The organism is Nonomuraea sp. NPDC050394 (assembly GCF_044459065.1).
Taxonomy (GTDB): Bacteria; Actinomycetota; Actinomycetes; order Streptosporangiales; family Streptosporangiaceae; genus Nonomuraea.
In genome coordinates, this window is record NZ_JBITIO010000033.1 from 1 (window position 1) to 21,707 (window position 21,707).

The 21,707-nt window shown below is 68.8% G+C and carries 25 protein-coding genes; 16 read left to right on the forward strand and 9 right to left on the reverse strand.

All coding sequences use genetic code 11. The features are described from left to right. Positions 1 to 100, forward strand: a 100-nt coding sequence (locus ACIBKY_RS54285; protein WP_397110497.1) for a hypothetical protein, incomplete at its 5' end; no start/stop codon positions are given. Between the two features lie 252 nt (positions 101 to 352). Beyond that, on the forward strand, positions 353 to 1,636 hold the full coding sequence (locus ACIBKY_RS54290) for a tetratricopeptide repeat protein (RefSeq protein WP_397110393.1): 1,284 nt from the start codon (positions 353 to 355) through the stop codon (positions 1,634 to 1,636). 13 nt (positions 1,637 to 1,649) lie between these two features. Here the strand turns inward: ACIBKY_RS54290 and ACIBKY_RS54295 are convergent, their stop codons facing one another. From ACIBKY_RS54295 to ACIBKY_RS54310, 4 genes are all read right to left on the reverse strand, one after another. After that, a complete protein-coding gene (locus ACIBKY_RS54295) occupies positions 1,650 to 2,315 on the reverse strand; it encodes a response regulator (protein ID WP_397110395.1) in 666 nt (221 codons plus the stop codon). After that, positions 2,312 to 3,445 carry a sensor histidine kinase gene (locus ACIBKY_RS54300; protein WP_397110397.1) on the reverse strand — a complete coding sequence of 378 codons (1,134 nt, stop codon included), beginning with the start codon at positions 3,443 to 3,445 and terminating at the stop codon, positions 2,312 to 2,314. Before ACIBKY_RS54300 ends, ACIBKY_RS54295 begins: the two co-directional genes overlap by 4 nt. Before the next feature lie 30 nt (positions 3,446 to 3,475). Continuing rightward, entirely contained in the window at positions 3,476 to 3,895 is a 420-nt protein-coding gene (locus ACIBKY_RS54305) for a hypothetical protein (RefSeq protein WP_397110399.1), read from the reverse strand. 190 nt (positions 3,896 to 4,085) lie between these two features. After that, positions 4,086 to 5,363 (reverse strand): hypothetical protein, encoded by a 1,278-nt coding sequence (locus tag ACIBKY_RS54310; RefSeq protein ID WP_397110401.1) that lies wholly within the window; start codon positions 5,361 to 5,363, stop codon positions 4,086 to 4,088. A 316-nt stretch (positions 5,364 to 5,679) separates the two neighbouring features. On the opposite strand from ACIBKY_RS54310, the gene ACIBKY_RS54315 reads away from it, so the two are divergent. The 3 genes from ACIBKY_RS54315 to ACIBKY_RS54325 all read left to right on the forward strand — a co-directional run bounded on the left by ACIBKY_RS54315 (position 5,680) and on the right by ACIBKY_RS54325 (position 7,315). Further along, a complete protein-coding gene (locus tag ACIBKY_RS54315) occupies positions 5,680 to 5,868 on the forward strand; it encodes a hypothetical protein (protein ID WP_397110403.1) in 189 nt (62 codons plus the stop codon). A gap of 437 nt (positions 5,869 to 6,305) precedes the next feature. Beyond that, complete coding sequence (locus tag ACIBKY_RS54320; protein ID WP_397110405.1) at positions 6,306 to 6,722, forward strand: hypothetical protein; 417 nt, start codon at positions 6,306 to 6,308, stop codon at positions 6,720 to 6,722. Positions 6,723 to 6,856: 134 nt separating this feature from the next. Further along, the gene (locus ACIBKY_RS54325) at positions 6,857 to 7,315 is read left to right on the forward strand and encodes a hypothetical protein (protein ID WP_397110407.1); all 459 of its coding nucleotides are present in this window, start codon (positions 6,857 to 6,859) and stop codon (positions 7,313 to 7,315) included. A gap of 12 nt (positions 7,316 to 7,327) precedes the next feature. Here the strand turns inward: ACIBKY_RS54325 and ACIBKY_RS54330 are convergent, their stop codons facing one another. Further along, on the reverse strand, positions 7,328 to 7,918 hold the full coding sequence (locus tag ACIBKY_RS54330; protein ID WP_397110409.1) for a TetR/AcrR family transcriptional regulator: 591 nt from the start codon (positions 7,916 to 7,918) through the stop codon (positions 7,328 to 7,330). Between the two features lie 45 nt (positions 7,919 to 7,963). On the opposite strand from ACIBKY_RS54330, the gene ACIBKY_RS54335 reads away from it, so the two are divergent. Beyond that, positions 7,964 to 8,602, forward strand: a complete 639-nt coding sequence (locus tag ACIBKY_RS54335) for an O-methyltransferase (protein WP_397110411.1) — start codon at positions 7,964 to 7,966, stop codon at positions 8,600 to 8,602. 14 nt (positions 8,603 to 8,616) lie between these two features. Here ACIBKY_RS54335 and ACIBKY_RS54340 read toward each other — a convergent pair whose 3' ends face one another. Beyond that, the gene (locus tag ACIBKY_RS54340; RefSeq protein ID WP_397110413.1) at positions 8,617 to 9,171 is read right to left on the reverse strand and encodes a dihydrofolate reductase family protein; all 555 of its coding nucleotides are present in this window, start codon (positions 9,169 to 9,171) and stop codon (positions 8,617 to 8,619) included. A gap of 75 nt (positions 9,172 to 9,246) precedes the next feature. Between ACIBKY_RS54340 and ACIBKY_RS54345 the strand changes: the two genes are divergently transcribed. Next, positions 9,247 to 10,674, forward strand: a complete 1,428-nt coding sequence (locus ACIBKY_RS54345; protein WP_397110415.1) for a PLP-dependent aminotransferase family protein — start codon at positions 9,247 to 9,249, stop codon at positions 10,672 to 10,674. 146 nt (positions 10,675 to 10,820) lie between these two features. Here ACIBKY_RS54345 and ACIBKY_RS54350 read toward each other — a convergent pair whose 3' ends face one another. Continuing rightward, entirely contained in the window at positions 10,821 to 11,435 is a 615-nt protein-coding gene (locus ACIBKY_RS54350; RefSeq protein ID WP_397110417.1) for a TetR/AcrR family transcriptional regulator, read from the reverse strand. Between the two features lie 87 nt (positions 11,436 to 11,522). Between ACIBKY_RS54350 and ACIBKY_RS54355 the strand changes: the two genes are divergently transcribed. Then, on the forward strand, positions 11,523 to 12,011 hold the full coding sequence (locus ACIBKY_RS54355) for a nitroreductase family deazaflavin-dependent oxidoreductase (RefSeq protein WP_397110419.1): 489 nt from the start codon (positions 11,523 to 11,525) through the stop codon (positions 12,009 to 12,011). Between the two features lie 15 nt (positions 12,012 to 12,026). Here the strand turns inward: ACIBKY_RS54355 and ACIBKY_RS54360 are convergent, their stop codons facing one another. Further along, positions 12,027 to 12,644 (reverse strand): hypothetical protein, encoded by a 618-nt coding sequence (locus ACIBKY_RS54360; protein WP_397110421.1) that lies wholly within the window; start codon positions 12,642 to 12,644, stop codon positions 12,027 to 12,029. A 170-nt stretch (positions 12,645 to 12,814) separates the two neighbouring features. On the opposite strand from ACIBKY_RS54360, the gene ACIBKY_RS54365 reads away from it, so the two are divergent. The 7 genes from ACIBKY_RS54365 to ACIBKY_RS54395 all read left to right on the forward strand — a co-directional run bounded on the left by ACIBKY_RS54365 (position 12,815) and on the right by ACIBKY_RS54395 (position 20,373). Continuing rightward, positions 12,815 to 13,369 carry a DoxX family protein gene (locus ACIBKY_RS54365; protein WP_397110423.1) on the forward strand — a complete coding sequence of 185 codons (555 nt, stop codon included), beginning with the start codon at positions 12,815 to 12,817 and terminating at the stop codon, positions 13,367 to 13,369. A 235-nt stretch (positions 13,370 to 13,604) separates the two neighbouring features. Beyond that, complete coding sequence (locus tag ACIBKY_RS54370; RefSeq protein WP_397110425.1) at positions 13,605 to 14,111, forward strand: carboxymuconolactone decarboxylase family protein; 507 nt, start codon at positions 13,605 to 13,607, stop codon at positions 14,109 to 14,111. A gap of 91 nt (positions 14,112 to 14,202) precedes the next feature. Continuing rightward, complete coding sequence (locus tag ACIBKY_RS54375; RefSeq protein ID WP_397110427.1) at positions 14,203 to 14,799, forward strand: TetR/AcrR family transcriptional regulator; 597 nt, start codon at positions 14,203 to 14,205, stop codon at positions 14,797 to 14,799. Positions 14,800 to 14,927: 128 nt separating this feature from the next. Further along, complete coding sequence (locus ACIBKY_RS54380) at positions 14,928 to 17,639, forward strand: caspase family protein (RefSeq protein WP_397110429.1); 2,712 nt, start codon at positions 14,928 to 14,930, stop codon at positions 17,637 to 17,639. Between the two features lie 137 nt (positions 17,640 to 17,776). Continuing rightward, entirely contained in the window at positions 17,777 to 18,271 is a 495-nt protein-coding gene (locus ACIBKY_RS54385) for a DM13 domain-containing protein (protein ID WP_397110431.1), read from the forward strand. 357 nt (positions 18,272 to 18,628) lie between these two features. Next, entirely contained in the window at positions 18,629 to 19,141 is a 513-nt protein-coding gene (locus ACIBKY_RS54390; RefSeq protein WP_397110433.1) for an RNA polymerase sigma factor, read from the forward strand. After that, positions 19,138 to 20,373 carry a hypothetical protein gene (locus ACIBKY_RS54395; protein WP_397110435.1) on the forward strand — a complete coding sequence of 412 codons (1,236 nt, stop codon included), beginning with the start codon at positions 19,138 to 19,140 and terminating at the stop codon, positions 20,371 to 20,373. Before ACIBKY_RS54390 ends, ACIBKY_RS54395 begins: the two co-directional genes overlap by 4 nt. 109 nt (positions 20,374 to 20,482) lie before the next feature. Here the strand turns inward: ACIBKY_RS54395 and ACIBKY_RS54400 are convergent, their stop codons facing one another. Then, entirely contained in the window at positions 20,483 to 20,899 is a 417-nt protein-coding gene (locus tag ACIBKY_RS54400) for a hypothetical protein (protein ID WP_397110437.1), read from the reverse strand. Positions 20,900 to 21,171: 272 nt separating this feature from the next. Here ACIBKY_RS54400 and ACIBKY_RS54405 point away from each other — a divergent pair, with 272 nt between their 5' ends. Next, positions 21,172 to 21,669: an SRPBCC family protein gene (locus ACIBKY_RS54405; RefSeq protein WP_397110439.1), complete on the forward strand. Its 498-nt coding sequence runs from the start codon at positions 21,172 to 21,174 to the stop codon at positions 21,667 to 21,669. The last annotated feature ends 38 nt before the right edge of the window (positions 21,670 to 21,707 follow it).

Sequence of the window (21,707 nt, forward strand, 5' to 3'; positions counted from 1 at the left end):
GGGCAACCCCGACTGCGGACTGAAGACCCGCGGCTGGGAAGAAGTCCGCGCCTCCCTCACCAACCTGACCACCGCCGCCCGTCAGATCCGCGAGAGCTAGTCATGGGCCCGGCACGTCCTTCGCCCGCCACCTGAGCCGGCCATGGGCCAAGACGCCGCCATCGAGGAAGGTCCCGGCCCTCCTCGATGGCGGTGGCCGCCATGGCGCCTCCTCGCCTTCCCTCTTGCCCGGACGGCACCCGGACAGGCGCGACTGTCGCACAACCATGACAAAGCGCGAACGAACCGGGGTCACGGCCGGTCGACAGTGGACGAGTTCGACCGGCCGCATCGATCGCGAAGAGGAGAAGGCGTGGCTAATGATGGGAACTGGGACCGGCGTTCGCTGTTGCGGGGCGTCGCCGTGGTGGCCGGTGCCGCCGCGACGGCGCCGCTGCTGGGCGGGACGGCCACGGCACTGGCCGGCAGCGGCGACGCGGACGCGCTGTTCAAGGCAGGGAAGTTCGAGCAGGCCGGCCGGGCGTACGAGGAGATCCTCAAGAAGGACCCCGGGAACCTGCACGCGGCACGCAGGCGCGGCTATGTGGGGCTGCTGGGCAACCGGTTCGCCGAGGCCGAGAAGTACCTGAAGACGGCCGTCCGGCTGGCGCCCGGCGACAAGGACGCCAACTCCTTCCTGGCCGACTGCTACATCCGGCAGGACAAGTTCGGCCTGTCCGCACCCCACTGGAAGGCGGCCGGCGAGGACGGCTACGCCACGTGGTTCGCGGCGGTCCGCGGTGAGGCGTACCAGGTCCACGGCGACACCGCGCGGGTGCCATGGACGCAGACGGACCCGATGCCGCTGGTAGAGGCCTCGGTCAACGGCGGACCGGCCAAGAGCTTCACCTTCTACACCGGCGCCTCGAATCTGAGCTTGACCGCGACGATGGCCAAGGGGGCCGGGCTGAGCCCCGTCGCGAGTCAGAAGATCGATTTCGAGGGCGGCAGCATATGGGCGCACTACGGGATATTGGACTCCTTCAGGCTGGGTGGCATCGAGCTTCGCAACGTCCCCGTGGGCTGGTCGGCGACGGAGTCGGGCGAAGACGTCGGCAGCGACGGTCACGGCATGATCGGCACGTGGGTCTTCTCCCACCTGCTGACCACCTTCGACTACGCGGGCCGGCAGCTGATCCTGCGCCGCCGTACCCCCGAAGCGGTCAGGAAGGTACGGGCGGGCGCCGAGCCCCTGCCGCTGTGGCTGGCTGAGCAGTATCTGCACACCAGGGGCAGTGTCGCGGGCTCCGGCACCGGGGTGGTGGGCGTGAACTTCGGCGGAAGCGGCGGGGAGAGCGCCGCGGTCGTGTTCGGGGACACGGCCGAGCGGCTGGGGATCCGCAGCGACTACGACCGCCCGCTCGGCACGTTCGCCCACAGCCACCCGGCCGTCACCTATCCCTGCTACCCGAAGGAGATCCGCCTGGGCGACGCCACCGCCAAGGAGATCTACTGCGAGACGCATCCCAAGGCCGACCTCGCGCCCTTCGGGTTCGACGTGCGAGCCGCCTTCTTCCACTGCTTCTTCAAGCCCTACAACATCACCGTCGACTTCACCGGCATGAACCTCTACCTCGCCCGCGGCAGGGCCGCCTGAATCACCGCGGCCATCACCCGCCGGCACGTATCAGGCCGCTCTCGTAAGCCAAGATGACCAGCTGGACCCTGTCGCGCACGTTCAGCTTGGCGATGGCCCTGGTGATGTGGGTCTTGGCGGTGAGCGGACTGATGACGAGGCGCTCGGCGATCTCGACGTTGGAAAGGCCGAGCGCCACGAGTTTGACCGCCTCCAGTTCCCGGGAGGTGAGCGCGGCCAGCCGCTGCCCCGCGCCGGGGGAGAGGTCCTGCCGGAGGGCGAACTGCTCGATGACGCGGCGGGTCACGCCCGGGGACAGGAGGGCGTCGCCGCCGGCGACCGCGGCGACCGCCCGGCGCAGTTCGGCGGGCTCGACCTCTTTGGTGAGGAAGCCGCTGGCTCCGGCGCGCAGGGCGGCGAAGACATGCTCGTCGGTGTCGAACGTGGTGAGGATGATGACGCGGCAGCTCGCCGCGGTCGAGTCGGTGACGATCCGGCGGGTGGCGGTGATCCCGTCGGTGCCCGGCATGCGGATGTCCATGAGGATCACATCGGGGCGGGTGCTCGCGGCCAGCCGTACGGCTTCGTCGCCGTCCTGGGCCTCGCCGACGACCATGATGTCCCGGGAGCGGGCCAGCAGGCTGCGGAACCCGGCCCGCACCAGGGCCTGGTCGTCGGCGAGGAGCACCTTGATCGTCATACGGCCGAGCCTGCCACAGGGATGTCGGCCCGGACGGCGAAACCCCCGCCGGGGATCGGCCCCGCGCTGAGCGCGCCCCCGAGTGCGCTCACCCGCTCACGCATGCCGGCCAGGCCATGGCCTTCGGTGACGTCGCCGCCGCCGCGGCCGTTGTCGGTGATCTCGACGGTGACCGCGCGCGGCTGGTAGCCGATCGTCACCTCGGCCCTGCTCGCGTGCGCGTGCTTGAGCGTGTTGGCGAGGGACTCCTGTACGACGCGGTAGACGGCTACGGCGGGAACGGCGGGAACGGCCGCAGGGTCACCACGCTCATCGAGGGTGACCTCGAGCCCGGCGGCGCGGGCGTCGGCGACGAGGGTGCCCAGGGACGCCAGATCGGGCTGGGGCGCGGTGTCGCCCGGGGTGTCGCGCAGGACCGCGATGAGGGAGCGAAGATCGGTCATCGCCCGGTTCCTGACGTCCTTGGCCAGGCGTAGCGCGGCGGCGGCCGCGGCCGGGTCCTCCTGGAGGGTGTCGGCGGCGACATTGAGCTGAACGCCGACGACGGCCAGCGTGTGCGCGACGATGTCGTGTACCTCGTGCGATGCGCGCAGCCGTTCCTCCGCGGCACGAGCGCGGCTGTCGGTCTCGCGCAGCCGCTCACGCCAGCGCGTCACGGCGGCGTGGAGGAGGCCCGCGGCGACGAGGATCGCCAGGAGCACTCCTTCCCCCGCGACGTGGAACAGGAAGCGGGTCGGGTCCTCGTCCAGGACAGAGCGGATGTCGACCGCCGAGTAGAGCAGCTGGGCCAGGCCGATGGCGGCCACCCAGCGCACACGGGGGGTCGTGGCGGCGGTGAAGTAGGCCACCGCAGCCGGCCAGATCCAACCGGCGGGAGACCAATGCCCGGTGAGGCGATAGGCGAAGATCCCGCTGATCGACAGCAGCAGCACGGTCATCGGCCAGCGACGCCTGACCAGCAGGAGCGCCCCGAGAAGCAGGCCGAGGGGAATCGCGGCCTGCCAGGGGGAGCGCACCCCGGTGGCGAGGGCTACGGCGACGAAGAAGACCAGGGTGAGAGCGGCGAACCCGACGTCGGTGATCCGGGCGAAGTGCCGGACAAGAGCGGGTTCGCGGCGTGATTCGGCCACATGAGGCCCTTCCTCGGGTGCGACGTGCGATCAGACGTGGGTGACCAGCAGAACCACGCCTGCCTCACCGCCGCAGTTGACGAATACGGGACCGACGCCGTTGCCGATCGTGGGACGGAGCGTCGCCTTGGCCACGAACCTCTTGGGGTTGTCGTCGATGATGCGGATGTTCTCCAGCACCGGGCGCTCCCTGTCGATGCCGGCGATCACGGCCTTGAGCCCCTTGCCGCCGCCGCAGTGGCCGGTGATCGTGACCTCCTGGCCGCGCTTGGTGGTGGGGTTGGGGCTGACCTGAACCACCGCCCTGGCGCCCTTCGGCGGCTTCGGCGTGGCCGCCAGGGCGGTGGTCTGGCCGCCGTCGGCCTTGGCACCAGCCGGTACGCCGGCGAAGCCCAGCAAACCGGCCGTCAAGCTCAGCCCGGCGATCGCGGTGATGACTTTCTTGCTCATGGCGGCTCCTCCAGATCTCATCGGCTGTCTCGACGAGAAACGCTAGACCGGGCCGAGGCGGGACCGCGTCGTCCATGGAGCGTCACTTGACCTTGCACCGTTCGCCGTACGCACTACACCGAACGAAGGAGGCGTGGGAACTAAGGGGCCGCTCGGTAGTGCTTCCCCGCAGGTCGACTCCGGTTGCTGGTCAAGTGATGCCGCGCGTGAGAATGGCCAGGACCTGCAGTTTCGTGCTCGCGGCCTCATGGACCTCGGGTGCCAGGGGATCGGCGGTCAACTCCCGCAGACGCGAGCGGACTGCGGCCGTGTCTGGCGCTGCCTCACACGCGCGCTGCCGAACCGTTGGCTCGCAATCGTCAAGTCCCTCGACCGCGACGGCTTCGGCTTCATGCGGCGCGCATCCCCGAAGGCCGTCCAGGAACGCTTCCCGGGCAAGTGAATGAACCGTGCCTTCCCACGCGGCCATGAGCTCGCTCGCGGCTTCGTGGATCCCCAGCCGGCCCAGGCCTCGTGCGGGAACCTCGGCAGCGCACCAGTTCCCGGCGACGACCGCGCGGTGCAACGCGGCCAGCAACACCGGCGCGTCGCCCCGGTCACCGACCTCTGCCACCACACGCTCTCCGAAGGCGACGAGTGTGTCGTCGTCGCTGCCGATCCACGTGCGGGCGCGTGGCAGCGCGGCCGGCCCGAAGTGGTGGAGCGCCTGTGGGATACCCGGCAGCCACCCGGCCATGTTGCGCAGGCCAGGGTCTTCGGCGAAGTCGAAGACGATACGATCGCCGCGCCTGCCCAGTTCCTCCAGCGCCCGCCGCCGCTCGGAGCCACCGGCGGCGACAATCCCGATCAGGTCTCCGTTGTCGACGGCGACGATTTCGGGTCGTGTGTCGCGCCTGGCCGGTCCGGGTGAACGGGAGGCCCTGAGCTCGTCGATGATTCGCCGGACCCGTGGCTGGGACCGGGCGAACGTTGTCCACGGCTCCGTGTCGCACCAGATCGCCTGGGCAAGCTGGGCATCGTCGCGGTTGGCGATGACGTCGTCGGCGAGCCCGTCCCAGATCGCGGGAAGCCTCATCGCTCCGCTGTCGCCGATCGCCTCCAGTGCCGTCGACCAATGCGGGCCATCGATCGCGTATCCGCGCAACACGGCCGCCGCGTCGAGCCGACCGACCATCGGAAGCGGGGCAAGGACCTGCAAGGCGAGCTCAACCGGTTCGGCGTCCTGGCCGTCGTAGGCGAGCAGGTGCTGTTGGATCGGTGTCAGTGGCAGGTCGAGCCGAACGATGAGACCGGCGAGGTAGCTGTCGCGTTGATCAACTTGTCGGTCCCAGCGCGTGTCTGTGATCACGCACTCATACACCGCGTCGGCGGCGTCGGGGGCGGTTGACGCGCGATGCGCTGCGGCACCGCGTCCCCGTTGGAGCTGACCGCGGAACGAGGCCGGACTGTCATATTCGATCATCGACATGCAGTATCCCCGTTGTGGTAGCTCAAGAGCCACCGACGCCTGAGCCACTTCCCGAAGCTGCAGGACGTGCCGGACGCCGTTGTCGAGCACGTCCGCGACGCGCTGAACCTCACAGGCGCGTGGCATCGCCGAGGAGGCGATCGAGCAGGCCGCCCAACCCACCCGGCCGACCTGATCAACGTGGCGTTGGACGTGCTGGCGAAGAAGGGCTGTGAGCTTCCCGGCCACACCACGCCGGACCTGTCGACGAAGACCGTCCGGGCCCGGGTCAACCGGGGCTTCTTCGACAGCCCGCCGTTCGGGACTGCACGCTTTGATGCTGGTGGAGCCGGCGACCAGGCGCAGTGGCTTCGACAAGCTGAAGGACCTGCCGAAGTTCCAGCAGCGCCTGGAGCACACGCAGTGGCTGGACTTCTTCGGCCCCACCGAGAGGCGGCTGGACGGGATCCCGCCGGGGAAGATCGGGCACTTCGCCGGAGAGACGGCTGCTGAAGGTCTTCGGTGAGCTCCCCGCGGCCGCCAAAGACGCGGCCGCCCAACCGGGCCCCAACCGGAGCCGGCTGTCCTCCCTGAGGAGCGCCAGATGGCGGTACCAGTAGAGCCAGCCGAGGACGTTGGACATCTCCACATCGCCGAGCTCCGTGAGCTGAGCGAGGCGATCGGTCTCGGCCATGACGTCCGGCCTGAGGACGATCGATGGGTCATCGGTGGTCAACTGCTCGTCGAGGCGCCCTTGCAGAGTCCGCCGCAGTTCCTCACGCTCCCCCATCTGGCCCTCCCAGTTGCGGGCATGCTCCCCGAGGCTCACGCTCTTGGGTACCCACGAAACACGCCAAGTGCAACGGGGGGTGGCGGCTTCTCGCGTATTCAGTGCCCATCCCAAGGAGGAGCGCCCTCGCGCGGCATACTTCCGATATACCGCCGATCTCTAGGGTCTGGCGCATGAGAACCTTGCGATCCGCGGCCATCATCGGCGCCTTGGGCCTGGCCCTCTCGCTCACGGCCACTCCCGCCTCGGCTTCCTCCGTCCTCAGCGGACGCTGCGGCAAGGGCAACTTCAAACTCGCGGCGTCGATCACGTACGGCAACCCCGGAGGCCAGCACATCTTCACGAAGCTCACCTGGAACATCGCCGGCGACGTGGGCGCCGACAACGACGTCTACTTCGAGTTCTGGAAGAAGGGCAGCTCGAACAGCCTGCTCAAGGTCTTCAAGATGAACGACGTCTCGAAGTCCGGTTCCATGAACATCTCGTTTCGCCGGCCGCTCGGGGACGCGATCTACGTGCACGGCGGAACCGTCTTCGACACGAAGTACGCCACCGACCCGGTCTGCAAGTACTTCACCCGCACGATCTAACGCCTCGCCCCCCAAAGGTCAGGGCTGAAGCCGATGTGAAGCCGCCACGACGCTGTCGCCTGCTTGGCTCGTGAAGCACATGACAACACGAGTCAGAAAGGCTGACGAGCATGGTCGTATCGGCGCAACGTGTCATGCGGAGGGGTGGGCCGGCCGTCATCGCCGCGTTCACCATCCTGTTGTCGGCGTCCTCGATCGCCGCGCCCACGGCACAGGCGACGCGGACGCCCCCCGCGGAAACCGCGGCCTGGACTCCGGTGCTCACCCCGCTCGACCCGCGCCGTGAGACGGTGAAACGCAATCTGAGCGGCGCGGACCGGAGCGCGCTCCTCAACGACTGCTGGCCCGGGTACCTGTGCGTCGCCGCCGGCGAGGGCGATGGCCAGCACACCGTTTACGAGCTCTACTACTGCACCGAACGTTCGCTCTCCAACTTCATCGACGCCGGCGCCCTCAACAACAACCAGGCCGGCAACGCGGTGACCCACCTGAAGGACCAGCAACGCAGGATCAAGAGGAGCATCGCGGCCAACGAGCGGGAAAGGGTGGTCGGTGTGGACTGGCGGCCGATCTGGTACATCGACCCCTGCTGACGCCTCTGGCCGTCACGACCGCTGAAGGGAGGTGAGAAACGCTTCCGCCAGGCGGTCGGTGAAGTCGCCGTCGGCGGGTTGATCGGTGACCAGCGTCCGATGGTAAAGGGGGCCGACGAGTCGGTCTGTCGCCTCGTCGAGGTCGAGGGTCACGGGTAGTTCGCCCCGCCGTACGGCACGCTCCAGGGGAAGGCGGTCGCGGCGGCGTTGCTCGGCCAGGTAGCGGGCGCGGAAGCCGGCGGCGAAGACGGGATCGAGCTGGGCGTGCGCGATCAGGGCGCGGAAGACGGTGCCGGAGTCGGTCTCGCCGAGGAATCGGGCGAGCAGGCGGAGGTAGGCGCGCAGGTCGAGGGCGAGTTCTCCGTGGTCGGGCGGGGTCAGGTCCTCGGCCAGGTCCTGAAGGAATGCTTCCACGAGGACCTCGGTCTTGCTCTTCCACCAGCGGTAGACGGTCTGCTTGGCGACGCCCGCCCGCGCGGCGAGGCCCTCGATCGTGACCCCGGCGAATCCCTTCTCGGCCAGCAGGTCGTCGGCCGCCTCCAGGACGGCCTGGCGCGCCGCCTCGCTACGTCCATGGCGGTTGCCGTGATGCGGACGGGACATGGCCACTCCTAGACTAGACGCAACGGTTAGTCTACTCTAGCATTCATGAGAAACACACTGGCGGAGCCACGCGTGGCGGCCGCACTCGACCGGATGTTCGCGGCGGCGGCCGGAGATGACACGATCGCCGCGCGAGTGGACACCTTCGGGAACACGCCGCAGGAGCACGCGGACGCGGCGGAAGAGATCTACATGCCGATCTCACCAGAGGCGGGACGGCTGCTCTACGGCCTGGTGCGGGCCATACGGCCGGCGACGGTCGTGGAGTTCGGGATGTCGTTCGGCATCTCCACGCTGCATCTGGCGGCGGCCGTGCGCGACAACGGCACCGGTCGCGTGATCACCACCGAACTGAGCGCGCACAAGATCGCCGCGGCCCGCCGTACCTTCGCGGAAACGGGGTTGGAGGAGGTGATCACGGTACTGGAGGGAGACGCCCTGAGGACGCTCGCCGATCTGCCGGATACGCCCGGCTTCGTGCTGCTGGACGGATGGAAGGACCTTTACCTTCCGGTGCTGCGACTGCTGGAGCCCCGTCTCGACCCGGGCACGCTGGTGGTCGCCGACGATGTGCAGCTGGGGAGCGTGCAGCCTTACCTCGCGTACGTGCGGGAACCGGACAACGGGTACGCGGGCGTGACGTTCCCGGTCGAGGACGGGCTGGAGATAAGCTGCCGCCTGTAGCGCCGGGCACCAGCTCAACCTCGGGCGGGCCGGTATCGTACGTTGACGGTCGCGGTGGGTTCGCTCTGGCCGACGTGGTGAAGGTAGATCGGCTCGCTGCCGGGGTTGTCGTAGAGACGGATGCCCTGCCCGAGCATGACCGGCATGATGTGGATGTCGATCTCGTCGATCAGCCCCAGGTCGAGAAGCTGACGCCCGATGGTCGGCGAGAACACTTCGAGGTTCTTGCCCCCGGCCGCCTCCAGCCCGATCCGCACGGCCTCGGCGACGTCGCAGTTCAGGAACGTGATCCCGTCGGCGGGCTGGGCGTCCTCGGGATGGTGGGTGAGCACGAAGATCGGTCCGTCCCAGGCGCCGGAATAGGGGCGGGCACCGGGCATGGCGTCATACCCGTCCCGGCCTCCCAGGATGGCTCCCGTGGTCCGCTCGTACTCGGCCTCCAGTCCCGGCCGGTCCGTCCCGGTCATCCAGCCCATCTCGTGGTCGACCCCGGCCACGAAACCGTCCAGCGACATCGCAAAGTGAAAGAGGACTTTTCCACCGGCGGTCTGCGGCTCGGTGTCGTTCATCTGTGGCCTCCTGTGAGCTGCGTGCGGGTCACTCAGCCTGGCAGCAATCGGTACACGCCGATAAGGTCCGATCCTGTGGGGCGTTCGAGTACCAATTCCGGCCCGGCCGAGGACCTGCTCATCGAGCTGGACCGCGACGCCGGGGTACCGCTGCACCGGCAGATCGGGGCGTCCATCCGCGCGAGCATCCGGGCCGGCCGGCTGCGAACAGGCGCGTCGCTGCCACCCACCCGCACCCTCGCGGCCGGCCTCGGGGTCTCGCGCGGGGTGGTCGTGGAGGCCTACCAGCAGCTCGTGGCCGAGGGCTACCTCGCCAGCCGGTCGGGCGGTTACACCCAGGTCGCCGCGTCGGTACCGCCGGCCGCCGCAGCGGGCTCCGCGGTGCCGGCGCCCGCGCGCGGCGCCGGCTTCAGAGTCGACTTCGGGTACGGTCGCACCGACGTGTCCCACTTCCCCCGCTCGACCTGGCTGCGTTCGGTACGCACCGTGCTCACCACCACGCCCAACGACCGGTTCGCCTACCTCGACGGGCGCGGCGTACCGGAACTGCACGTGGCCCTGTGCGACTACCTCAACCGGGTGCGCGGCACATCGGCCCTCCCCGGAAACGTGGTGATCTGCAATGGTTTCGGGCAGGGGATCTCGCTGCTGATCCAGGTGCTGGTCCGGCGCGGCGCCAGGCGGCTCGCCCTGGAGGACCCGTCGTCCGACGACGACGCCCGGGTGCTGGCCGGCGCCGCCGGTCTGGACGTGGTCGGCATCCCCGTGGGTCCGGGCGGCGTTCAGGTCGAGGCGCTCCATCGGGCCGACGCCGACGCGGTCGTGCTCACGCCGTCGCACCAGTGGCCCACCGGGGGAGTGCTGTCGGCTTCGGCGAGGGCCGAGGTGATCGGCTGGGCCCAGCGCCGCGGCGCCATCGTCATCGAGGACGACTACGACGCCGAGTACCGCTACGACCGCCCGCCCGTGGGCGCCATGCAGGGCCTGGCGCCCGATCACGTCGTCTACTGCGGTACGGCCAGCAAGACGCTCGCCCCGGGACTCCGGCTCGGCTGGATGGTCCTGCCCCCGCGACTGGTCGCCGACGTCGCCACGGCGAAAGTGCTCGCCGACCGCGGTTCGCCGGTCATCGACCAGTTGACGTTCGCCGACTTTCTGGCCCGCGGCGAGTTCGACCGCCACCTGCGCCGGATGCGTCCGGTGTACCGTCGCCGCCGCGACGCGCTGCTGTCCGCCCTGCGCACCCATCTGCCCGAACTGGAGCCGGCCGGGATCGCCGCCGGTCAGCACGTGGTGGCCTGGCTCCCGCCCGACCTCGACGAGGCGGAGGTGGTGACGGCCGCCGCGCGGCACGGGCTGGGCATCCACGGCGTCGGCCCGTACCGGATCGCCGGGAGCGGACCGGGCGGCCTCATCTTCGGCTACGCCATCCTCGGCGAGAGCGCCATCGCTGAGGGGGTCTCACTGCTGGCGACGGCCATCCGGGAGGTACGGGGAGCCTGATCTCAGGATGCCGGGCGGATGTTCCGGTTCAGATGGAACACGTTGCCCGGGTCGTTGACCGCGGTCAGCTTCAGTACACGCGCCAAGGGCCGATCCCGCATGCCGATTGGGGTCAGTTCAAGCCGGCCACGGTGCCCTGAGAGAGGTCAGGCGTCGGCGGGCAGTGGTTCGCGGTGGCCGGTGCGCAGGCCGTCGAGGGAGATGCGCAACAGTCTGTTCCACATCTGCGGCCGGCACTCGTCGGTGACCTGGACGGCGTGTCCCAGCGAGACCAGAAGAAGCAGCAGGTCATCAGTGGTCACGCCGGGCCGCAGCACGCCCGTGGCGACGGCGCGGGCGCACAGTCGCTCGATGACGAGGCGAAGCTGATGGATGCCCTCGAGATCGGGGACCGACCAGGTCAGCGCGAAGTTCTCCATGATCGCGCGGTGCCGGGCGTAGCCGGTCAGGGCCTGCCGGTAGAAGTCGGTCAGTGCCGCCCAGGGATCCTCGGCGTCGATCGCCGCCTGGCGTGCCGATTCCGCCCATGTCAAGAAGTCCCTGCGCAGGACCGTGTGCACGAGATCTTCCTTCGTCGGGAAATGCCGGTAGAGGGTGCCCATGCCCACCCCGCTGCGGCGCGCGATCTCGCGTACGTCCACCGCGGCCCCCTGCTCGGCCAGCACTTCCGCGGCGGCCTCGACAATCGCCTCCCGGTTGCGGATCGCGTCCACACGCGGCGCACGGCGCCGGGTGGTGTTCTCCGATTCAGCTACTGCCATGCGCCGAGCATACCGTCTTATGCGGAGCACGTGCTCCGCTCTGTGCTACGTTGAGGAGCAAGTGCTCCGCATAACGAAGGAGATGTCATGTCCGAGGCCCCTGCCGTCGACAGCTGGAACGATCGGATCATCGCCGAGTTCCGAGCCAACGCCGGGTATGTGTCATGGAGCAGCGAAGAGGACTTCGCCGCAGGCCGCCCCATCCCGCCCCGGTTCCCCGGGTTCGACGAGCAGGGCATGCCGCTCATCCTGGTGCACCACACCGGGGCCAAGAGCGGGCGCGAACGGATCAGCCCGTTGTTCTACCAGCCGGTCGGCGACGGCTGGGCCGTCTTTGGAACCCACGGTGGCAGCCCGCGTCATCCGGTCTGGTACCACAACCTCATGGCGAATCCGCAGGCCACGGTTGAGGTGGGCACGCAGAAGGTGCCGGTCGTGGCTCGGCTCGCGCAGGGCGCGGAGCGCGAGCGGCTCTGGGCGAAAGAGGTAGCGCTCGTCCCGAAGTTCGCCGAGTTCGAGGCAGCGGCCGGCAGGCAGATCCCCGTCGTCGTACTGGAGCGCGTCCCCGAGAAATGACCGTGCGTGCGGGTGTCAGGATCCGTACTTCGGTTTCACCCGGACGTACAGGAAGAGGTGCCGGTGATCCGAGAAGACGATCTCCAGGGTGCCGACGTAACGTAACGCGTGATCGTCGCGGCGGCCGAGCCGGTCTGGATCGTGGTGGATGAAGACCAGCTTGCGCACCTCACGGAGGTCCAGCACCAGGGCGCGCTGGAACGACAGCAGCTTGTGGTGCACCCAGACCTGCAGATCGTGCGGGGTGTGGACCAGGTAGGCGTCCCGCCCTCTGATCAGGCCGAGCGTCCGCAGGCGCAGCCCGCCGATGACGCCGTCAGGCTCCCGATCGATGAGCGAGAGGTCGAAGCGGTCCCTGGGGGTGCCGGCACCGGCCAGCCGGACCGGCACCACGAGCCGGTATCCCCAGCCGGACGTCCTGGCCACGAGGTACCTGCCCAGCAGGATGGAGCCGCCTTTCCAGCGCCAGAGCGTAAGCGCCGTGCCCAGGATCAAAAGGGCACCGGTGGCGAAAGGTGCGACCGCGGGAGGCAGGAACGCCGACAGCGCGAGCCAGATCGCCATGTAGAGGCCGACGTAGAGCAGGCCGACCAACATGCAGGCGAAGCCGATCCCCATCAAGAAATGCAGCATGAGGGCACCTCCCGTCCAGGACCCGGAACCCCTCGGACGCATCCTTCACCAGGTCGGCCGGGACCCCTCCCACGCCGATGCCGATGAATAGCCGGCGCATCGCGGATGTATCAACCCTGCCGTGGATCCTCGGGATTGTCAGCACAACGGCACTCCGAAGGAGCACAGCGATGACCGTCACCAACACCCTCTCCAGCCTCCCGGGCAAGACCAGGAACAGGATCCTGAGCCTGAACGGCGTCCTGTGGTTCCTGCAGGCGCTGTGGGGCTTCTTCTTCGCCGGCAGCGGCTTCGGCAAGGTCCTGCTGTACGACGCCGCCCTCTACGAGGCCGCTCCCCGGGCCGTGGCCTGGTACGCGGCCGTACCGCAGCCACTGATCGTCTTCATCGGAATCGTCGAGGTGCTCGGCGGTATCGGCCTCATCCTGCCGGCGATGACAGGCGTCAAGCCGAAGCTCACACCGCTCGCCGCGGCTGGCCTGGCCCTGACGATGATCCTCGCGACGGCCTTCCACATCATGCGCGGCGAGTATGCCCTGGTCCCCGCGAACCTCGTCCTGGGCGGTGTCTCGGCGTTCATCGCGCTCGGACGATGGAACCTCAGGCCCACCACAGCGGCGTCCCTGACCACCCCACGCCTGCTCAAGTCGTTCGCGGTCCTCGCCGTGATGGCCCTGCTGGTGTTCGCTCCGACGTGGTACACGATGACCCACGCCCAGTTCTGACCCGAAATAGTCAACACCACAGGAAGGTTCATGCCCATCACGTGATCCACATGGTCAGACCCCGCTCATTCGTGGAAGCGGTCGGCACCTTCTTCGCCCGGGACGTCTCGGGACAGCCCGCCGGCCGTTGAGCACCCGCCGCCAGTGGCGTACATCACAACCCTTGGCGGTCCCGCGGTCGCCGGAGCTGTTCGTCGTGAAGGTGCAGCTGTCCCTACGGCAAGGAGAACTCACCATGTCCACGACCGAACGCGACAACATCAAGTCGAGACTGCCCGACCCCAGCCAGTTCATCCCCGAGCTGTGGGAGATTGGCGCCGGTATGACCAAGGCTCAGGAGAACGGGTCGATTTCGCCGACTCTCATCGCCCTGGCGCAGCTCCGTCTCGGGCAGCACTTCGACAGTACGTACCACACCATCGGGCAGACCGGCATCCTCCGCGAGCTCGGCGAACCGGAGGACCGCATCACCGCCGTGGCGACCTGGCGGGACACCCCTCACTACTTCACCGAGGCCGAACAGGTCGTCCTGGAGCTCGTGGATGCCACCTTCACCCCGAATCCGAACGGGGAGCGGGTGCCCGACGAATTGTTCGCCAGGGCATCTGCCCACTACGACGAACGGGCCCTCGTGACGCTCTGCATGGCGATCGGCCGGAGTTGCTTCTTCATCCCCCTCACCATCATCGGCAAGCCGGTCGCCGGCCGGCCCGCCGGTGAGAACTGGACATCGACCACATAGGGCTCGCGTTGTGCCTGGTGGCAGGTCGACGGTGATCATGCGACAATCCCTAAGATTGATACAACCCGCATGTAACTTACGGACAGTCTGTATGCAAATTGCCCGCCGTACGCAAGCCGACCGCACAGCCGCCACGCGCGCGGCCCTGATCGCAGCCGGGAGGAAGCTGTTCGCCGAGCACGGGTTCGCCGGTGTCGGCACGGAGACGATCGTGCGCGCCGCGGCTGTGAGCAGAGGCGCGCTCTACCACCAGTTCGGCGACAAGACCGAACTGTTCGCCGCGGTGCTCGCGAACGTCGAAGGTGAGATAGCCGGGCAACTCGCCGCCGCCATGCCCGCCGACACCGAGTTCGTCGAGGTGATGATGCTCAGCCTGCAGGCGTGGCTCGACGCCTGCCGGCGGCCGGAGGTGCAGCAGATCGTGCTGATCGACGGCCCGTCGGTGCTGGGGTGGGCACGGTGGCGCGACATCTGCCAGGCGCACATTCTCGGGTTGATCGAAGGGGTACTCGCCCGGGGAATGGACGACGGCATTCTCCTACGGCTCCCGTCCAAGCCCCTCGCGCACGTGCTGCTGGCCGTCGCCGACGAGGCGGCACTGTACGTCGGCGCCGCCAAGGACCCGGACGCCGCCCGGAGCGACCTGACGGTGGTCATCCGCCCGCTGGTCGAGGCGCTGGTGAGATGACCGAGGCGGCGTGCGGGCGGGCTGGCTGCCCCGGTCGTCCATGAGAGCCCGGAAAACCGTGGCGCGCGGCTGGTTCCTCGGGCAGCATCAGGATGTCTGCCGTATTTACCCCCTGATCCGGAGCCGCGATGTCCGAGGGGCACGATTTCTCACTGCGGATCACCCCGGCGGGGGCCGGTGTGGATCAGGCAGAGGTCGAAGAGCTGGCCATCCAGCTCCGCGGAGACCTGCTGGCGTCGGGGATCCCCGGGGTCACGCGCGTGGTGGAGGGGCCGGCTCCTGACGGGTCCCGGTCGGCCGAGCTGATCGCCAGCGGGATCGGCTTCCTGGTGACAGGACTGACCGCGGCGGCGTCCGTCGCACAGATCGCGGACTACGTCCAGCGGTGGCGGCAGGCGCACCCGCGTCGTCGCAGGGTCATGGTCTCCGTCGAGGCCGGCGCCACGTCTCGTGCCGCGGGGGTTTCCGGTACGGCCGGCCGGCGCAGCGCCCTCCTCGTGGCCAACGCGGCCTACGAGGATCCCGGGCTGAGCCGGCTGCGCTCGCCCGTCTCCGACATCAACGCGCTTGCCGAGGTCCTCGGCGAGCCGGGCATCGGCGCCTTCGAGGTCGAAACGCTCACCGATGCCGGCGAATCCGTGCTGCGCCGCCGGGTCGCGGCGCTCTTCGCCGACCGGCAGCCTGACGACGTCCTGCTCCTGCACTTCTCCTGTCACGGGCTCAAGGACCAGCGTGGCCGCCTCTACCTGGCGGCGGCCGACACCGAGCTCGGCTCGCTCGCGGCGACCGGGCTGCCGGCGTCGTTCGTCTCCGAGCAGATGAGCGAGTCCGCGTCGCGATCGGTGCTGCTCGTCCTGGACTGCTGCTACAGCGGGGCGTTCGCGCGGGACACTCCGGTACGCGCGGACCGTACCGTCTACCTCGGTGAAGAGTTCCGCGGGGGCGGGTCAGGGCGTACGGTGCTGACCGCGTCGAGCGCGACCGAGTACGCGTTCGAGGGAGGCCGGCTCACTTCCTACGAGGCTCAGCCGTCCGTTTTCACGGAAGCTCTGGTGCACGGGTTGCGTACCGGGGGCGCCGACCTGGATCACGACGGTGAGATAACCGTTGACGAGCTGTTCGACTACGTCGCCCGGCGCGTCCGCGAGGCCGGGGTCGGGCAGGTGCCGCGCAAGTGGAGCTTCGAGACGACCGGCGCGCTGGTGGTCGCGCGCAGCGTCCGCCCGGCCACGCTGCCGGAGGAGATCCGCGCCGACCTGGGCAGCGATCGGCCCGTCCTCAGGGTGGAGGCGGTCCGGGCACTCGCCGGGCTGCTCGCCGGAGGTCGTGAGGGCTATCGGCGGGCCGCCCGCGAAACGCTCGTCCGGTTACGCGACCATGACGACAGCAGACAGGTGCGGAGTGCCGCCGCTGCCGCCCTGGGTGAGGTCACGCCGCCCGCGCCTGCCGTACCTCCGCGCGTGATTGAGACGCCCGTGATTGAGACGCCCGTGATCGAGACGCCCGTGATCGAGACGCCCGCGGTCGAGACTCCCGTGGCTGAGACGTCCGTGGTCGAGGCGCCCTTAATGGAGACGCCTGCGGTTGAGGCGCCACCGCAGCCATTGGCGTCGCCCCGGGGTGCCTGGGTGTCGGTCATGAAGCCACGGCGCGTGCTGGTCGTCGGTGCGGTCGGTCTCGTCGTCGCCATCGCAGTGACGGTCGGCATCGTGTCCAACCAGAGCCGGACCACGGAGTCCGGCAGCGCCGGGGCGCCGCGCTTCGGGGAACTGCTGACGACGGTTTCGCTGAATCACAGCGGCTCGGTCGAGTCCGCCGCGCTGAGCCCCGACGGCCGCTGGGCGGTCACGCTCGAAGCGCCGAAAGACCAGGCGGCCGCGCGGGTCGCGAGGCTGTGGGACGCGTCGACCGGGTCGAAGGTGGCGACGTTCGAGACGGACCGCAGCGTCGTCTTCAGCCCGGACGGCAGCGCCGTCGCCGCCGCCCGCTACGAGGGCAGGCGCGAAGTCACCACGGGCGACGGCGAACCGATGGGCCTCTTCATAGGCGGCACGACGACCGTCACACTGCGTAACACGAGCAGGGGCGACGTCATGGCCTCGTTCACCGGCCACAAGGGTTCCGCGGTCATGGCGTTCAGCCCGGACGGCAGGACCATCGCCACAGCAAGCACGCTCGCCGCCGAAAAGTCCTTCGACTCGCCGATCCGCCTGTGGAACGCCTCGACGGGCGCGCAGCTGGCCACCTTGGCCGGCCACGAGAACGGCATCCAGAGCATGCGGTTCAGCCAGGACGGGAACGTGCTGGTCACGGGCGCCGCCGGCGGTGTGACGAAGGTGTGGGACGTGGCCGCAGGCAAGGCCACGGCGACACTGGACAACGCCTGGTTCCCGGTCTGGATCAGCCCCGACGGCAAGACACTCGCCGACACGCGGCCGGGCGACAAGGACGGCTTCGAGCTGAGACGTGTGCCCGACGGGAAACGGCTGGCTCTGGTCACCAAGGCCGGAAGCTTCGCCGGCTTCACGCCCGACTCCAAGTCGTACGCGACCGGCGACAAGGGGAACGTCCGCCTTTTCGACCTCGCGACCCGGAAGGTCCGCGCGAACCTGACCGCGACGATGGCGGGCGATCCGGTGTTCAGCCCGGACGGCAAGCTCATCGCCGCCGTGACCAAGGAGGTCGGACCGGCCTTGTTCGATGCCGTGACCGGACAGGGTCTCACACCGCTGACCGGCCATGGCGGCACCACCACCGACCTCACGTTCGCGGCGGACGGACAGACGTTCTTCGCCATCGGAACCGACACAACAGTGCGGAAGTGGAGCGTGACACGCTGACCCTGCCCAGGGCCCGGCTCCGCGCCACGACCGCGGCGAAGCACAAGCCAAAGGAGCGCGTGCGGCGTAACCGCACCGTAAGACCCTGGCCGAGGCAGGTGCGGTTACCTGGGGACATGAGTATCTTCAGGAGGCCGGTGACCTGGCTGGCCGCCGGTCTGGCGGTCGGAGTCGCGTCGGTCGGCCTGTATCTCTTCCAGCCCTGGCGGCTGTTCACCACCGTCACGGTCGACGAGGCACCGCCGTCCGTCTCCGTCACGCCTACCACTTCCGCAACCAAGGCGGCTCCGGCGATCACGGAACTGGCCAGTGGTGAGTTCCGCAGCCACGAACACCGGACCAAAGGCACGGTGAAGATCCTGCGCCGTGCCGATGGCAGCCGGGTTCTCAGGATCGAGAAGCTTGACACCTCCGACGGACCCGACCTGCGCGTGTGGCTCACCGACCGGCCGGTGACCGATGACTGGTACAGCGTCGGGAAAGGACAGAACGTAGAACTCGGCAACCTCAAAGGCAACAAGGGCAATGCGAACTACGCCATTCCCGCGGACACCGATCTCGACGTCTTCACGAGCGTCACGATCTGGTGCAAGCGGTTCAGCGTCTCGTTCGGAGCCGCGGCGCTGACCTGACGGCTTCCGGGTCGCACACGACGCGGCCACTTCAGCGAGGGGCTCTCGCCGAGCTTTCCACCGGCAACCGGGAATGCCCATCCGGCGGGGTGACCATCCGCACCAGGCGTCGTCACCGGCCTCGGCCAGGCGGCCGGCCGGCTCCTCGCCGCATCCATCGCTGGCAGCTTGGCGTCCAGGTGCGCCTGGATCGGTCGGTGAGTGACACGCCCTCGCCGACCGCTTTGCGCCCTCGCGTACGGCTGAGCAGGCAGATCGCGGCCTGGACGCGGCTCCGCGGGGGCGGCCGGAGCGCAGACGTAGCGTAAATTTTTGGCTGGCCGGTAATCCGGAGGCCCTTTCAAGACAGTTCTAGATGTGGACGATCCAGAAGAACGATTCACCAACCTCTATGACCGGCATTACCGGAACGTGCTGGGCTATGCCCTGCTGCGTGCCGAGCCGGCCATGGCGGAGGACCTGACCAGCGAGACGTTCCTGGTCGCATGGCGGCGTCTGGACGATCTGCCCGATCAGCCGCTGCCGTGGCTGCTCGGCGTGACACGCAACCTGCTGCGCAACCAGCGTGTCCGCCGGCTGCGCAGCGACGAGCTGATCGCGCGGCTGGCCGGGCTGAGTTCCTTCGTCGAAGGCGACGTGGCCGAGCGGGTCACCGGCCGGCAGGAGGCCTTGGCCGTACTGGCGAGCCTGAGCGAACAGGACGTCGAGGCGGTGGTGCTGGCCAACTGGTACGGCCTCACGCCCGCGCAGGCGGCCCAGGCGGCGGGCTGTTCGCCGCGCACGTACAACGTCCGGCTGCATCGCGCACGCCGTCGCCTGGCCGACGCGCTCAAGCTCCCGCCTCACTTCGCCTTCCAGGGACAGCCATGAACGACAACGACCCCATCAATGAACTGATCACGACGCTACGCCCGGACACGCTCACCGAGGACGCCTATCGGCGGCGCCGTTCAGCCGACCTCGCCCGCGCGTTCCAGACCCCACGGGCCCCTCACCACCTTCGGAGGTTTTCCATGGCCAAGCGCCGCCCCCTGACGCTGCTCGGCGTTGCCGCGGCGGGACTCGCCGCCGCGGTGATCGTCGTTCCGCAGTTCGTCTCCGCGGACCCCGCGACCGGCGCTCCGACCGCCGCGCTGCCCTCCGGCACGCAAGAGTCCCCGGCGCGGGTCAAGACGGGCGCCGCCGCGAACACGCGCACAGTCCTGCTCGCCGCGGCCAAGGTGGCCGCCGAGGAGCCGATCACCTCGGGCAAGTTCTGGTACTCGCGGGTGCGCACTGTGCAGATGGTTCACGTCGCCCCGCTGGAGTACAAGGCCAAGCTCAAGGAACTGGACGACGAGCTGAAGGCCAAGGAGGCGCGGTTCAAGGACAAGCTCGCCGAACTGGAGGCCGCCCGCGGGGAGTTCAAGGACAAGGTCGACGCTCTGAAGAGGGCGGAACTGCCCTACACCGCGACCCGCGGCGACACCGCGGAAAGCTGGCGCTCGCTCAAGAACGCCACCGGCCGCTCGGTGAAGAACCAGGACGTGAAGATCGAGTTCGCGACGCCCGAGGACCGCGCAAAGTGGCAGCAGGCGGGCTCGCCCAGGTTGTCCGAGGATGACCGGCAGAAGACGAAGGAAGGCGCCCCGGAGGGCATCGTCTCGATCGGCAACGACAGCCTCACCTGGTCCAGCATCGCCAAGCTGCCGACCGACAAGGCGGCGCTGAAGGCGAAGCTGCACGGCCTGTACGAGCAGGGCGACAAGCAGGTGCCGCTCGCCCTGTACCTGTGGCAGACGGGCGCCGACCTGCTGTCCGCCCCGATCACGTCGGGCACCAGGGCTGCCCTCTACGAGGTGCTGGCCGATTCCACGTCCAAGCTGACGTCGCAGACGGGCGTGGCCGATGGCAAGGGCCGTACCGGGGTCGCCCTGGAGACGACCGGACCCGACGAGACCGGCGCGGCCGGCCGGATCACCTACCGGCTGATCTTCGACGACAAGACCGCCAAGCTCCTGGAGCTCGACGTCATCGAAGCGGGGAAGACGACGCCGCTGCTCCAGCAGACCTACGAGGCCATGGGCTACGTCGACGACCTGGCCGCGAAGCCGGGCCAGTAGGCCCGGAGCGTCCCGGCAGACCTCAGGCGGGGGCCGATGCCTGCCGGCGGCACCCTCACAAGCAGACCCCGGCTTCCTACCCGAGGCCGGGGTCTGCCCGCCTCGCGCGTCAGTAGACCCACGAGAGCGAGCCGCCCGTGCACGTGGCGGCGTTGATCTTGGCAATGCACACGTAGTACTTCACGCCGTCCTTGGCCTCGAACGCCTTGGTGTAGCTGGTGCCGTCGATGTTCTTGTGGAGATACGTGCCCTGGGCGACGATCGTGATCTCGTACTTGTCGTTGGCCAGCTTCGTCGGCTTCTCGATGCGGGCCCAGATCCAGGTCTTGCCCTTGTACTTGCCGTAGCGCATCTGCAGTGTGCCGAGACCGGTCCTGTTGCTGTGGGCCTTGGTCTTGACGTCGCTGGCGTACCTCGGCGCATCCGACGAGGTACTCGGCGCTGCGGCAGCGGCCGGGGCCGCCCCGGCGGAAGCGACGATCATGGTGGTGGCCGCCATTCCGGCCATGATCCAGATCTTTCTCATCTTCAGGTCCCCTCTGCGGTTGTCGGTCTGGAGAGGGCAACGCTAAGGGGGCCCGGTATATCGGAGGTATGCCCTTACGGCGCCCGGCCATGGCGCGTGCGCGGCTGCTCCGGTGGTCCTCGACGGGGACTCGCGGCGTACGACCGGATACCATACCTTGACATGTCAAGGTAACTGTCTCTAGCGTACCTTGATGGCTCAAGGTACGGGAACGTCATCGGTGTCAGGACCGACCGCTGAGCGACCCGGAACAACGAGGAGAGGAGCACGACATGGCCGACAGGCCGGCTTTTGTGTACGTCACCTTCATCCAGGCCACGCCGGAGCGAGTCTGGCACGCGCTGACCGACGCCGACGTGACCGCCGAATACTGGGCGGAGCACTGCAACGTCTCCGACTGGCAGGTCGGCTCGGCCTGGGAGCATCCGCGCACCGATGGTTCCGGGATCGTCGACCTCGTCGGCACCGTGCTGGAGGCCGTACCGCCCAACCGGCTGGTGATCACCCGGTCCGGCCCGAACGAGGAGCGCCCCGGCGGTCCCGGCCGAATCACCTTCGACATCGAGCCGCACGGCGACATCGTCCGGCTCACCGTCAATCACGAGAACCTGACCGACCACGACGAACTCGTCTCGGTCTCCGCCGGATGGCCGTGCGTGCTGGCCAACCTCAAGACCTACCTGGAGACTGGGCACGTCCTCCCGCAAGGACCATGGGAAATGTACGCGGAGATGCGTGCCGCCCGAATGGCACTCAACGACCCCAAGTAGCCCTGAGCGAGTGGTGCAGGTGTGACTCTGCGTGCTGC